Source organism: Micromonospora sp. IBHARD003, from assembly GCF_056106285.1.
Map to the genome: position 1 here is coordinate 2,515,100 of NZ_JBWBBX010000001.1, position 13,115 is coordinate 2,528,214.

A 13,115-nucleotide genomic window follows, 5' to 3' on the forward strand; every position below is an offset into this window, starting at 1 on the left:
CACGGGAGAGGGATGTGAGGGCGAGACACACGCGGGCGTACGCCGGAGCGAAGGCCCATGCGAGTGTCGCGCGCGATGTCCTCGCGCTGGTGCTGCTGCCCGTGCCGTTGCTGGCCGTGGCCGCCGCAGCACTGCCTGCTGCCTTCGCGGGTGGCGGTACGCGGCGCTGGTTCGGGGGGCGCGCGGAAGGCCAGCGGGCCGAGGCGCAGGCCGCGAAGGATGCGGCCGCCGCGGCCTTCTACGAGCTCGACACGGCACAGCGCGATCTGCGGATCTCGATCGAGACGATCAGCGCCGTGGACAGCTCGCCGGGCGCGCGCCGTGCGGTGGACGAGTTCGCCGCGCTGGGGCGGCGGATCGACGAGGTCAGCCATGGCTACATTACGGCCGTCGACGCGCACGATCTCGACCGCGACGACCTCGACCCCTCCGTGGCCGCCCGCGCCCGCGGTGAGCTGACCAGGGCGAAGGACGAGCTGGTCCGGGTCAAGGGCGAGCTCGACCGGTTCGCCCAGTCGCTCGGACCGCTGCTCGACAAGGCGGAGACCCAGCTGGCCCGGCTCGCACCCGCCGTCGAACGCGCACGTCAGGGGCTGCTCGCCGCGAGCAACGCGCTCGACGCGGTACGGGCCTCCGGGCTGCGGGCGGACGACCTCGCGGCCCGGCTGGCCGCGCTGGCCCCCGAGCTGACGAAGCTCAACGAGGGTGCCGGACGTCACGGCGTGACGGAGACCCTGCAGCGGGCCGACCGTGTCGTACGCGATGCGGAAGCCGTACGCAGTGAGGCGGAGCGACTTCCCGAGCGGGCCGCCGAGATCGACAAACGCCTGGTGTCGCTACGGACCCGGGCCCAGGCCCTGACCACCCGTGCGGGCGGTGTCGAGCCCGTGCTCAGTGAGCTGCGCCGCCGCTACAGCGCCGCATGCTGGCAGGATCTGCAGCCCGTCCCCGCACAGGCCGCGGAGAACGTCCGGCTGGCCGAGGAGAAGCTCACCGAGGCCGGCAAGGCGCGCACCGAGCAGCGCTGGCCGGACGCGACCGCCCTCCTCGGAACCGTGCGCGCCCTGCTCAACAGCACCGACGAGGCCGTCTCCGCCGCCGGTGACCGCCTGCGCCGTCTGGACGCCGTCGCGAAGGACCCCCAGCAGGAGATCGAGCGCACCCGGTTCACGATCCGCGACGCACAGCGTCTGGCGATGGCGGGCCGCAGTACGCCCGAGCCCCGCCACGCCCGGCCGCTGGACGACTCCGTCTCGCGTCTGGAGCGCGCCGTCGCCGGTCTCGACGGCCGTCACCCCGACTACTGGCACTTCCTGACCGAGACGGAAGCGGTCCGGCAGACCGTGGCGCATGTCGTCGAGCAGATCCGTGAGGAGCGCGGCGGCGGATCCTGACCCGCACGCCCACCGGCGCTCAGGAGGTCACCCGTGCCCAGGAGGTCACCGGTGCTCAGGACCACCGGCGCTGAAGAGGTCACCGGTGCTCAGGGGACCACTGGGCTCAGGCCCGGGACGGTGGCTCCAAGATTGATTTGTCGGTGCGCCCGTGCGGGCGGATGCTGTAGGGAGGCATGGAGGTACGTACGGCCGAAGGGGGCCGCTATGGCATCCACTCATGTACAGCGGAGCTCCGAGCACAAGGGCGGCATCCGCATCGTGCTGGACGAGCATCTGCCCGTCGATCACCGCCTCAGCCAGGTCTACCGGATCGGTGCCGGAATCATGGGCCTGGTGCTCGTGGCCTTCGGGATCCTCGGTCTGACCCACAACATCGGCTTCTTCGACATCGGCAATTCGACCGTCGCGGGCCTCAACACCAACGGCGCGCTGAGCGTGCTGTCCATCCTGGTCGGGCTGCTGCTCTTCGTGGGCATGGTCATCGGCGGAAACTTCGCCTCCACGCTGAACATGGTCCTCGGCATCCTCTTCATCCTCAACGGCTTCATCGGCCTGGGGATGCTGGACACCGAGATCAACTTCCTCAACTTCCGGATCCAGAACGTGATCTTCAGCTTCGTCGTCGGGATCATGCTGATGTGGTTCGGGATGTACGGCAGGGTCGGAAGTGCCCTCCCGCACGACAACCCGTACTGGAAGGCCCGCCACCCCGAGGAGGCGGCCGAGGAGGAGCGGCTGCGCCGGAGTCCGCTCGCCGGGGGTGATCCCTCCCGTCGGCGCTGAGCAGGGCTTAATCTGTGGGGCATGCCCCGTTACGAGTACCGCTGCCGCTCCTGCGACGACACCTTCGAGCTGAGCCGTCCCATGGCCGAGTCCTCGGCCCCGGCGGTGTGCCCCGAGGGACACGACGACACCGTCAAGCTACTGTCGGCGGTCGCCGTCGGCGGTACGGCGGCCGCGGGCCCGGCCCCCAGCGGCGGCGGTGGCGGCTGCTGCGGTGGGGGCTGCTGCGGCTGACGCGCCCCCGGGCAGCGTTCACCGCAGGCAACCGCTGCGCGCCGGGCTCAGCCCCTCGCCGCCTCCGGCACCTGCGCCGCGCCCGGCACCGGCTCCGTCCCCGGTGCCGGTACCGACGCCCGCGCCGCCCCCGTCTGCGTGACCGTCTGCCCCGTGACCGTCCCGCTCAGGCGGCGCAGGATCTCCTCGCCCGCCGCGACCCCACTCTCCGGGATCACGGTCACCTGCGGAGCCGACCAGCCGGTGTCGGCGAGTTCACCGTGGGACGGACGGAAGGCGTGGTCCGCGGTCAGCAGCAGATCGGCGTCGAGCAGGGAGTCGCCCGCGGCCAGGACCACCCCGGCATCCGTACGGCGTACGAGTTCGTGGACCGCCGCGCTCTTGGTGAGCGGCTTCGGGACGGCGTAGATCTTGCGGCCCTGGAGGGAGACCGTCCAGCCCCTGGGCTCGGCCCACGCGGCCAGTTCCGCGGTCCATCCCTGCGGCAGCCGTGCGCGGTCGACCACGAGATAGGCGAACAGGTCCTCGGCGACCCGTTCCTTGAGCACCCAAGCGGGATCGGCCGATGCCAGCAGGTGTGCGCGGACTTCGCCGAGCGAGGCGCAGTCGTCCGCGAGCCGGGCCGTGACCGCGCGCTGCCAGTCGGGGTCGGAGACACCGTCGACCAGCAGATGTCCGCCGTTGGCGCAGATCGCGAAGCGGGGCGCGGGTCCCGGGAGGCGGATGCGCCCGTACTGCTCGCGGGTGCGTGTCGTCGTCGGGACGAACACCGAGGTGCGGGCCAGTTCCGTGAGGAGGCCGGCCGCGGTCTCCGTCAGATACGACAGAGGCTTGCTCTGGTACACCTCGACGCAGAGCAGCCGGGGCGCCTCCGGGTCCGGCACGGTCAGCCCGAGCGCCGCGGCCGAGTAGATGAGGGTGCGGTCGAGATCGCTGGCGATCAGGTGGTTCACGGCGCGGCCACCGCCTTGCCGTCGGCGCCGATCGCCCCGCGGGTGAACCGGGGGTGGATCAGCCCGACGCAGGTGTACGGCAGGTCGTCGATCTCCTCGACCGGTACGCCGCGCTGTTCGGCCAGCAGGCGTACATGGTCGAGGTCCGCGCCCGCCCCCCGCTTGGCGAGGATCTTCCAGGGCACCCGGCGCAGCAGGACCCGGGTCGTTTCGCCGACTCCCGGCTTGACCAGGTTGACGTCGTGGATGCCGTACTCCTCGCTGATCCGCTCCACGGCGGCCCAGCCGGCCCAGGTGGGCGCCCTGTCCGCCGCCAGCAGCTCCTTGACCTCGGCGTCGACACCGTCGGCCACCTCGTCGAAGCGGGCCGAGACCGTGTCCAGGAAGTGCCCGGAGACATCGGCTCCGGCGAGCTCGCGGTAGTACTTCGCGCCGTGGAAGTCGTGCGGACCGACGAGGTCGGCACGCAGGACCGTACGGGAGACCAGTCCGGAGACGGTGGAGTTGAGGCAGGCGGAGGGGATGAGGAAGTCCTCGCGGGTGCCGTAGGTGCGGACGCAGCCGCCCGGGTCGGCGAGTACGGCGATCTCGGGGTCGAAACCGTCGAACTCGCTGATCGCGGCGGCCAGTTCGCGGGTGATGGCACCCTTGCCCGTCCAGCCGTCGACGAACACGACGTCGGCCGGGTCGTGGTGGGCGGCGAGCCAGCGCAGCGCGTTGGCGTCGATTCCGCGACCGCGCACGATGGACACCGCGTAGTGCGGCAGGTCCAGGCCGTGGCGGTGCCGGGCCCAGCGACGCATCAGCACGCCGACCGGGGTGCCGGCACGGGCCAGCGAGACGAGCACCGGACGCGGCCGGGGGTCGCGCCCGGGGCGATGCCCCTGAGGGAGGTCGTTCCGGGAGCTCCGGGAGCGCCGCCGGTGGGGGAGCTCGGCGAGGACGGTCTCGGTGACGGCGCCGACGGCGCGGGCGATCCGTGCGGCCGATGCGTCCAGCGCGGCGCGGAACAGCTGCTGGTACTCGGCGCTCGGCTGGTACTCGACCGGCAGCGACTCCGCGTAGTGGGCGCCGCCGCTCTGTATCGCCTCCTCGCGTTCCTCGGTGGGGGCCTCCAGTTCGACGTCCGAGAGGTCCTGGAGCAGCCAGCCGACCTCGTCGGGGGCGTAGGAGGAGAAGGCGGGTCCGCGCAGCGGGCCGGGGAGCATGGGTTCCCTTCCGGGAGTGGGAGTGCGAGTTCGAGTGGGAGCGGTTCCGGCAGCGGGAAGGTGGCTGGGGACGACGGCGAGCACGACCTGCGGTATGTGCGCGGAGAGCTGCGCCAGCAGTCCGTGGGGGGCGTGCAGCTCGGGTGTGTCGGCGGCCGAGTCGACGACGGCGACGACCGCGTCGAAGCCGCCGCCTGCGATGTTGTACGCGTAGCGCTCGCCGGGGCCGTCGGCGGGGTCGTCGTGGGCGGGGAAGACCAGCCTGGTGCGTATCGCATAGCCGGGATCGTCGACGGCGAGCACCGGGGAGCGGGTGGTCGTGGAGTAGCGCACCTCGCTGTCGCCGCGCTCCTCCAGGGCCTCGGCGAGCCTGAGGGGCGCGTACATCAGCTCTTCGCAGCCGAGCACCAGAACGCGCCGCGGTGCGGGACCGCCGCTCGCTCCGGCACCGAGAGCCTCGGCGGTGCGCGCCGCCATGGCGGGCAGCGCGGCCTCGAGCTCGGCCCGGTGTGCCTGGGTGAAGCCGTGCCGTCCGCCGTCGGGCACCCCGGCGGGCCAGCCGAGGTCCACCCGCCTGTACGCACGCCCCGCGACCGGCGCCGCGGCGGAACCGTCACCGGGGCCGCCGCCGGACCCGGCTCCGGACTCGTACGCGGCGACCAGGTCCTGCCCCTTCTCCAGCACGCCGTCGGGCAGCAGTACCGTGCCGGAGGCCATCGCCACCAGGTCGATCCCGGCGCCGATCTCCTCCGCGAAGGCCTCCAGCCGCACCGTGTCCGCCGCCGAGCGCATATCGACCAGGGCGACCACCACATACCGCTCGCGTGGATGGCGCTCGTGCAGATCACGGATGGTGTTCAGGACGGTGTTGCCGGTGGAGAACTCGTCGTCGACGAGGACGAGGGGCCCGCCTCCCGCCAGCAGCTTGGGGTCCTCCGGGAGCAGCAGATGGCTGGTGGCGTGGGAGTGGGACTCCTCGAAGCCCCCCGCCGGGGCGACACCGGCGACAGGGCGGCGGGTCGAGTGCAGATACGGCGCGAGGGCCAGACCGTCGGCGACCGAGTGGCCGAGGCCGGTCGCCGTCTCCGCGTATCCGAGGACGACCGCCCGCGCGGCCTCCTCGTCCCCGAGCAGCTCGCGTACCCGGGCACCGAGCGCGAACCCGTGCCCGTAGACGGTCGCCGGGCTCTGCGGCACGTGCTTGCCGAGGACGTGGGACACCAGCAGATGTGCCCGTTTGGGGTTACGCCGCAGGGCCAGCCCCAGCAGGTCTCTGAGCCCGTCGTCGCCGACGAGCTCGACTCCCAGCCGCTGGGCGACCCAGCTACCCGACCACATCACTGTCGTACCGCTCTCCTTCGTCATCTCCATCATCAACCGGCGAGCCCGGCGGTGAGCAGTTCGACGAAACCGACGTCCTCACGTGCGACACCGAACGCCTCCGCGCGCTGGAGCGTACGCTCCGCCCAGGCCCGGTGCGGCTTCACCTCGTTCATCTTGTTCGTGTACGCCGAACGCATCACTCCCCCGCCTCCCCGCTCCGGGCGAAGGATGTCCTGCGCGTCGCTGAACTCCTCATGGCTGACGACCGACAGTGCGTGGACGGGCAGCACGTGGGAGGGGTGGATGCAGGTCTTGCCGAGCAGTCCGTTGGCGCGGTCCAGCTCGATCTCCCTCAGCAGTCCGTCGAGGTCGTGCTCGATCAGTGCGGTACGCAGTTCCTCGGCCCGCACCTCGAGGAAGGGGCTGCGCCGCAGCTGGGGCTTGAAGATGCGTTCCTGGAGCCGGAAGTACTCCCACACCGGGCCGGTGATGGTGAATCCGGTGCCGTCGGAGCGGCCCAGCACATTGACCACGTCCGCGATGACATTCGCGACGATCTTGACGTCGTACGCGGTCATGTCGGGCGAGCGGCGCAGCCCGTACGCCGAGCAGAAGTCGGTGACGCCCAGGCGCAGTGCCAGGACCCGGTCCCGGTACTTGTCGACGGTACGGGCGATGCCGGCCAGGGTTTCGAACCTGCTTTCGAGATGCAGCAGCTCGGGCGACTCCAGTACGGGCATGGCGTAGAGGCGGCGGCCACTCACGGCTTCGGCGGCACTGAGCGCGTCGAGGAAGGCTCCGCCGCGCTCCTCGGTGAACTTCGGCAGTACGAATCCGGACAGCAGCCGGGCCGTCTCGCCGAGGCGCTCGACCAGGTCCGGGATCTGGCCCGGCTCACGGACCCGGATGAACAGCAGGGGCACTTCGACACCACGGGCCGCAAGGTGCGCGAACTGGCGCACGAGGTTCTCCTCGGCGCCCGGCACATCGCCGTCGTCGATGGAGTCCTCCAGGCAGAGCACCATGGAGACCACTCCGCGGGCGGTCTGCTTCAGCACGTCGTCGGCGAGCTGCGGCCGGGTCGCGGGGCTGTAGAGCGTGGCCCCGAGCGCCACCGAGAGCAGCCGCGCCGGAGAGCCGGCTCCGAACTCGGACGGCTCCTTGTAGAACAGTTCCCTCCGAGCAGTGTCCGGGATATGCCCGAAATGACGCATGTGAATCCCCCGTACTGCCGTTACGGCCCTGTCGTGTGAGTGGCCGGTAATAGTACGTAGGCGCAGGTGTCACGAGTTCCCCCACCATATGAAATCCAGGTAACCGGCCCTCGCTCCGCCCCCGACTCAGGATGCCCGGCCCCGCCCACGCGCATGCGGCCCCGCCCCCGCGTTGTCCGGGCGGGGGCCGGGAAGGCAGGATGACGGACATGACGCACGCGATGCTGAAGGGCTCCAACGTTCCGCTCGGAGCAACGGCGGTACGGGCCGTACTGCGCTGGACCCCCGGTCCGGGGGTCCCGGATGTGGACGCCTCGGCGCTCCTGCTGGGTTCCGACGGCCGTGTGCGCTCGGACGAGGACTTCGTCTTCTACAACCAGCCCCGGCATCCCTCCGGGCTGGTGCGGCTTATGCCGAAGAAGCGGATGGCCGACAGCGTGACGGACACCGTCCAGGCGGACGTCGGCTCGCTCGACGCCTCCGTGGACCAGGTGGTGCTCGCCGCCTCGTCGGACGGCGGCAGCTTCGCCGGAGTCCCGGACCTGCGGATCGCGGTGTACGAGGCGGGGACGGAGGACGGGGAGCCGCTGGCCGTCTTCGACGTCCGGGCGGAGACCGGCGAGGAGACCGCGATCATCTGCGGTGAGCTGTACCGGCGCGGGGACGGCTGGAAGTTCCGTGCGGTGGGACAGGGCTATCCGACCGGGCTGATCGGGCTGGCGACGGCGTTCGGCATCTCGGTGGACGAGTCCGAACCGGCGGCCGAGACGCCGGGGGGCGAGCAGTCCGCCGCCGGCGCGTCCGGGCCGGAGACGGGGAGCACCGACGAGACGCATGCGTTGCCCTCCGCGCCCTCTCCCACGTCCTCCCCCTCGCCCTCGTACGGCTATCCGCAGCAGCCGTCGACCGGGCCGGCCTACGGCTACCCCCAGCCGGCCTCCCCCGCGCCTCAGCCCGCCTACGGCTATCCGCAGCAGCCCCAGCCATCGGAACGGCCTGGCTACGGCTATCCGCAGCCCGCCGCGGCGGCCGCGCCCGCGCCGGACCCGAACTTCCGGATGCCGCCGATGGGCCCCCAGTTCATCCGGCAGTGACCGGGCCGCTCATCCACCACCGTCCAGGTCGGGAGCTCCGGTCCTGCGCGCCCCCGGGCCTTATGTCTGGGTCTTGTAGCCGCGGCCCCACTGCAGGCCCCAGCCGTACAGCCGGTCCAGCTCCGCCTGGAAGCCGTAGACGAACTTCACCTCGCGGCGCACGATCAGCTCCCCCTTGACGTTCGCCAGCGAGAACAGCGCGCAGGAGCGGGCCTGGGGGGCGCGCTCGTCCAGCTCGATCTCGACCCGCGGCCCGTTGCCCGGGTAGAGCGTCACCTTGGCGTGCGTACGGTCGAAGGCGGGCGTCTGGTCGTAGATGTAGACGAAGAACAGCAGGCGCCTGATCTTGTCGTGGTGGTCGAGATTGACGAAGAGGGTCTCGCCGGACGGCGCGCCGAAGCGGTCGTCGCCACTGAGCCTGACGTACGGGGGCTCGTTCAGGCTGCCGAAGAAGCCGCCCAGCGGCTGCACCACCCCCTTGCTGCCGTCGCTGAGCTCGTAGAGACAGCCGAGGTCCAGGTCCACGTTGACCACGCCCTGTGTGTGGGCCTGGACCACCTCCGGCTGGAAGAGCTTGAACGGGTGCCGTAGCAGCCCGCTCTGCCGGGAGCGTCCCTCGATGTCGGAGGTCCGCATCCGCCACGACAGATTGACCCGCAGGTTTCCGCTGACGGCGCCCTGCTTGGTCAGCGAGACCTGCTGATGCCGTCTGGTCAGCTGGATGGAATTGGTCGACGCGTTCCCGGAGTCGAACTGCGCCGCCGCTCCGCCCCGCCGCCATCCGTCCCAGAAGCCCATGTCCCACCCCTGACTGCGTCCGGCCGTTCCCGGGCCGGTCCCGATGGATCCGCGCGGCCGTGCGCCGCCGCGCCGCCGCCGTGGCATCGCACCACGGCGCCGGTCATGCCGCGGGGCGGCCCGGAGGCCTTCCTTCGCCTCCTGGCCGCCCCGCTGAGAGCGTTCCTCAAACCCCGGGCCGTCACACGTGCCGGGTCCTGGTCGGGCAGGACGTGCCACGTCCTGCCCGGACCGCACCCAGGCCTACTAGGCCGCGGGCTCCTTCTCCGGTGCTTCCTTCGCCTCGAGCGCCTTGTTGCGCAGCACGGAGGACAGGAAGGAGGCGGCGATCAGCACCACACCGATGAGTCCGGTGATGATCTCGCTGATCTGGTGCTCGATGGTGACGAGCAGGATGACGGCGAGCGCGCCGATGGCGTAGTGCGCGCCGTGCTCCAGGTAGACGTAGTCGTCCAGGGTGCCCTGGCGGACCAGGTAGACCGTGAGGGACCGGACGTACATGGCGCCGATACCGAGGCCGAGGGCCATCCAGAAGATCTGGTTGGTGATCGCGAAGGCACCGATGACGCCGTCGAAGGAGAACGACGCGTCGAGCACCTCCAGGTAGAGGAACAGGAAGAAGGCGGCCTTGCCCGCCAGGCCGACGGCCGAGATCTGCTTGCCCTCGGCCTTGGCCTTCTCCTCCTCCTCGTGCTCGCGCTCCTCCTCTTCCTCGAGCTTGTCCTCGAAGTAGCCGGAGAGGCCGCCGACGATCAGATAGGTGATCAGTCCGGCGACGCCGGCGAGCAGCACGGTGGCGGACTTGTCCGCGTAGCCGGAGCTGGTGTGGGCGTGGGTCGCGAAGGTCATCGCGGTGACCAGCAGGGCGATCAGGGCGATGCAGACCGACAGCATGTCGACCTTGCCGAGCTTGGCGAGCGGGCGCTCCAGCCAGGCGAGCCACTTGATGTCCCGCTCCTCGAAGATGAAGTCGAGGAAGATCATCAGCAGGAACATGCCACCGAAGGCGGCGATCGCCGGGTGGGCGTCGGTGACCAGCGCCTCGTACTGCTCGGGGTTGTCCATCGCCAGATTGACGGCCTCGATGGGCCCGACCTTGGCGCTGATGGCGACGATGGCGACGGGGAAGACCAGCCGCATGCCGAAGACGGCGATGAGGATGCCGACGGTGAGGAAGATCTTCTGCCAGAAGGCGTTCATCTTCTTCAGGATTCCGGCATTGACGACCGCGTTGTCGAAGGACAGCGAGATCTCGAGGATCGACAGGATCAGGACGACCCCGAACGCCTCCCACCCCCACTGCCAGGCGGCGAATGCGAGGCCGAGCGCCGTAATGGCGAACGACCAGCCGAATGTTCTCAGGACCACTGCCTATCCCATCGGTTTGTACGGACCCCGCGAGATCGGTCTCCCCCGCGCCGCGCCCGGCTTTACGAAACGTTGACCCCGAAGTCTAGAGCGATGCCCCGCAGCCCCGACGCGTACCCCTGCCCCACCGCACGGAACTTCCATTCGCCTCCGTACCGGTAGAGCTCGCCGAAGATCATCGCGGTCTCGGTCGAGGCGTCCTCGCTCAGGTCGTAGCGTGCGAGCTCCTGGCCGTCCGCCTGGTTCACCACTCGGATGAAGGCGTTGCTGACCTGGCCGAAGGTCTGGCCGCGGTTGTCCGCGTCATGGATGGAGACAGGGAAGACGATCTTGTCGCAGTGTGCGGGCACCTTGGTGAGGTCCACGATCAGCGACTCGTCGTCGCCGTCACCCTCGCCCGTGAGGTTGTCACCGGTGTGTGTGACCGAACCCTCCGGGCTCGTCAGGTTGTTGTAAAAGACGAACCATTCGTCACCGAGCACACGCCCCGACTGGCAGAGCAGCGCGCTCGCGTCGAGGTCGAAGGGCGCCCCGGTGGTGGAGCGCGCGTCCCAGCCGAGGCCCACCAGGACCTGAGTGAGGTTCGGTGCGGCCTTGGAGAGGGAGACATTGCCTCCCTTGGCGAGCGTGACGCCCATGACGTGAGTCCTCCCCTTGGATGTGCGGAATTGCAGGCGCGTCCGGCGCCGCACGGATGGTGTGCGGCGCCGGACACGGACGTACGGACGGCTTCTGAGACAGACGCCGGTGGCGGCTCAGACGTTGACGCCGAAGTCCTGCGCGATGCCGCGCAGGCCCGAGGCATAGCCCTGACCGATGGCGCGGAACTTCCACTCCGCACCGTTGCGGTACAGCTCGCCGAAGACCATGGCGGTCTCGGTCGAGGCGTCCTCGCTCAGGTCGTAGCGGGCCAGCTCCTCGCCGTTCGCCTGGTTCACGACGCGGATGAACGCGTTGCGCACCTGGCCGAAGGACTGCTGACGGCTCTCGGCGTCGTAGATGGAGACGGGGAACACGATCTTCTGGACATCGGCGGGGACACCCGCGAGGTTCACCTTGATCTGCTCGTCGTCCCCCTCGCCCTCACCGGTGATGTTGTCACCGGTGTGCTCGACGGAGCCGTCGGGGCTCTTGAGGTTGTTGAAGAAGACGAAGTTTCCGTCGATGGCGACCTTGCCCTCGGTGTTCGTCAGCAGGGCGCTGGCGTCGAGGTCGAAATCGGTGCCGGTGGTGGTGCGGACGTCCCAGCCCAGACCGACGGTGACCGCCGTCAGGTTGGGGGCGGCCTTGGTCAGCGAGACGTTGCCGCCCTTGCTGAGGCTGACTCCCACGAGTCCTCCCATATAGATGTAGGGGCAGCGCCCCCGTCGTGCGTTGGCATCGGATCAACGAGTGGATCCTAGTGACGGGTTCCCTGCCGAAACAGACACATCGGCCGATGAAGTCAGAGCGCGTCGATTGCCCCGACCGCCTTGATGTACTCCTGGGGATCCCGGGCGTCGGGCAGGTCGTTGACCACGCTCCAGCGCACGACACCGCTCTTGTCGATGACGAAGGTGCCGCGGACCGCGCAGCCCTTGTCCTCGGCGAAGACGCCGTAGGCCCGTGCGGCCTCGCCGTGCGGCCAGAAGTCCGAGAGCAGCGGGAACTCCAGACCCTCCTGCTCGGCGAACACCCGCAGGGTGTGGATCGAGTCGGTGGACACGGCCAGCAGCTGGGTGTCGTCGTTGACGAAAGCCGGCATGTCGTCCCGGAGCGCCGCGAGCTCACCCGTGCACACACCGGTGAAGGCGAACGGGTAGAAGACCAGGACCACGTTCTTCTCGCCGCGGAAATCCGCCAGGGCCACGGTCCGCCCGTGGTTGTCCTTCAGCGTGAAGTCCGGGGCCGTGCTGCCGGCCTCGATCGCCATGTCCGCGTCCTCCCGTGTGGCTCGGTCCGCCTCCGTGGCCGCCTCGGCGCGCGCCCCTTCGGACCGGGGTGGTCCGGGGCGGGGCCCGGACCGGGTAAGCCAAGCCTAGTGCCCTGCGCACCGACCGGGCCCGGTCCGGTCGGGGCGCGGGGGCCCCACGCACAGCACGCACAGGGGCCCCCGCCGACGGTCGTCGGCGGGGGCCCTGCGGACAGCCCGCTCAGCGCTTGGACTTCGCCGCCTTGGGCGTGACCAGCCTGCTGCCGGTCCAGTCCTTGCCCGCGTTGATGGTCTTGGTCTGGGAGAGGCCCGCCGTCTGGGCGGCCTCGTTGATGTCGCTGGGCTCGACATAGCCGTCACGGCCGGTCTTCGGCGTCATCAGCCAGACCGTCCCGCCGTCATCGACCAGCCCGATGGCGTCCACCAGGGCGTCCGTAAGGTCTCCGTCCTCGTCGCGGAACCACAGCAGGACGACGTCCGCCACGTCGTCGTAGTCCTCGTCGGCGAGTTCCTGGCCGGTGACGGCCTCGATGGCCTCACGGAGCTCCAGCTCGACGTCGTCGTCGTAGCCGATCTCCTGGACCACCTGTCCGGGCTCGAACCCCAGCTTCGACGCCGGGTTGGTCCGCTCCTCCGCGTGGTCCGCGGTCGCGCTCACGGCTTGCCTCCTGATCGTGTTTCGGAAAATGCTTCAGCCGCGCGCGTACGCGAGGCATTGGCCGTAGTCCACACGGGCGGGGCGGATCGCGCAAGTACCCGGCCGTCGAGACCGCCGAAACGGTGACGTTTACGGCCGTCCCGCCGCAACTCCAGACGCCTTTGGCATCCGGT

Annotated in this window: 13 protein-coding genes; 4 read left to right on the forward strand and 9 right to left on the reverse strand. The window is 70.3% G+C overall.

The window, feature by feature from the left end; translation table 11 throughout:
• The first annotated feature begins 14 nt into the window (after nucleotides 1-14).
• The 3 genes from ACTWOL_RS11190 to ACTWOL_RS11200 all read left to right on the forward strand — a co-directional run bounded on the left by ACTWOL_RS11190 (nucleotide 15) and on the right by ACTWOL_RS11200 (nucleotide 2,414).
• Nucleotides 15-1,394 (forward strand): hypothetical protein, encoded by a 1,380-nt coding sequence (locus ACTWOL_RS11190; RefSeq protein WP_474296475.1) that lies wholly within the window; start codon nucleotides 15-17, stop codon nucleotides 1,392-1,394.
• Nucleotides 1,395-1,601: 207 nt separating this feature from the next.
• Entirely contained in the window at nucleotides 1,602-2,180 is a 579-nt protein-coding gene (locus ACTWOL_RS11195; protein ID WP_474296476.1) for a DUF4383 domain-containing protein, read from the forward strand.
• Between the two features lie 21 nt (nucleotides 2,181-2,201).
• Nucleotides 2,202-2,414, forward strand: a complete 213-nt coding sequence (locus ACTWOL_RS11200; RefSeq protein WP_474296477.1) for an FmdB family zinc ribbon protein — start codon at nucleotides 2,202-2,204, stop codon at nucleotides 2,412-2,414.
• 47 nt (nucleotides 2,415-2,461) lie between these two features.
• Here the strand turns inward: ACTWOL_RS11200 and ACTWOL_RS11205 are convergent, their stop codons facing one another.
• The 3 genes from ACTWOL_RS11205 to ACTWOL_RS11215 are packed head-to-tail and all read right to left on the reverse strand — an operon-like array spanning nucleotide 2,462 to nucleotide 7,112.
• The gene (locus ACTWOL_RS11205) at nucleotides 2,462-3,367 is read right to left on the reverse strand and encodes an HAD family hydrolase (RefSeq protein WP_474296478.1); all 906 of its coding nucleotides are present in this window, start codon (nucleotides 3,365-3,367) and stop codon (nucleotides 2,462-2,464) included.
• The gene (locus tag ACTWOL_RS11210; RefSeq protein WP_474296479.1) at nucleotides 3,364-5,940 is read right to left on the reverse strand and encodes a phosphoribosyltransferase; all 2,577 of its coding nucleotides are present in this window, start codon (nucleotides 5,938-5,940) and stop codon (nucleotides 3,364-3,366) included. Before ACTWOL_RS11210 ends, ACTWOL_RS11205 begins: the two co-directional genes overlap by 4 nt.
• An 8-nt stretch (nucleotides 5,941-5,948) precedes the next feature.
• Complete coding sequence (locus tag ACTWOL_RS11215) at nucleotides 5,949-7,112, reverse strand: HpcH/HpaI aldolase/citrate lyase family protein (protein WP_474296481.1); 1,164 nt, start codon at nucleotides 7,110-7,112, stop codon at nucleotides 5,949-5,951.
• 209 nt (nucleotides 7,113-7,321) lie between these two features.
• Between ACTWOL_RS11215 and ACTWOL_RS11220 the strand changes: the two genes are divergently transcribed.
• A complete protein-coding gene (locus ACTWOL_RS11220; RefSeq protein WP_474296482.1) occupies nucleotides 7,322-8,206 on the forward strand; it encodes a TerD family protein in 885 nt (294 codons plus the stop codon).
• Between the two features lie 60 nt (nucleotides 8,207-8,266).
• Here the strand turns inward: ACTWOL_RS11220 and ACTWOL_RS11225 are convergent, their stop codons facing one another.
• The 6 genes from ACTWOL_RS11225 to ACTWOL_RS11250 all read right to left on the reverse strand — a co-directional run bounded on the left by ACTWOL_RS11225 (nucleotide 8,267) and on the right by ACTWOL_RS11250 (nucleotide 12,942).
• Nucleotides 8,267-9,004 (reverse strand): TerD family protein, encoded by a 738-nt coding sequence (locus ACTWOL_RS11225; RefSeq protein ID WP_474296483.1) that lies wholly within the window; start codon nucleotides 9,002-9,004, stop codon nucleotides 8,267-8,269.
• A gap of 246 nt (nucleotides 9,005-9,250) precedes the next feature.
• Nucleotides 9,251-10,372 (reverse strand): DUF475 domain-containing protein, encoded by a 1,122-nt coding sequence (locus ACTWOL_RS11230; protein WP_474296485.1) that lies wholly within the window; start codon nucleotides 10,370-10,372, stop codon nucleotides 9,251-9,253.
• A gap of 62 nt (nucleotides 10,373-10,434) precedes the next feature.
• Entirely contained in the window at nucleotides 10,435-11,010 is a 576-nt protein-coding gene (locus ACTWOL_RS11235) for a TerD family protein (RefSeq protein ID WP_474296486.1), read from the reverse strand.
• A gap of 117 nt (nucleotides 11,011-11,127) precedes the next feature.
• Entirely contained in the window at nucleotides 11,128-11,703 is a 576-nt protein-coding gene (locus ACTWOL_RS11240; RefSeq protein WP_474296487.1) for a TerD family protein, read from the reverse strand.
• Nucleotides 11,704-11,816: 113 nt separating this feature from the next.
• Nucleotides 11,817-12,284 (reverse strand): peroxiredoxin, encoded by a 468-nt coding sequence (locus tag ACTWOL_RS11245; RefSeq protein WP_474296488.1) that lies wholly within the window; start codon nucleotides 12,282-12,284, stop codon nucleotides 11,817-11,819.
• A 220-nt stretch (nucleotides 12,285-12,504) separates the two neighbouring features.
• Nucleotides 12,505-12,942, reverse strand: coding sequence for a DUF3052 domain-containing protein (locus ACTWOL_RS11250; RefSeq protein ID WP_474296489.1), 438 nt, complete (start codon nucleotides 12,940-12,942; stop codon nucleotides 12,505-12,507).
• Nucleotides 12,943-13,115: the final 173 nt, after the last annotated feature.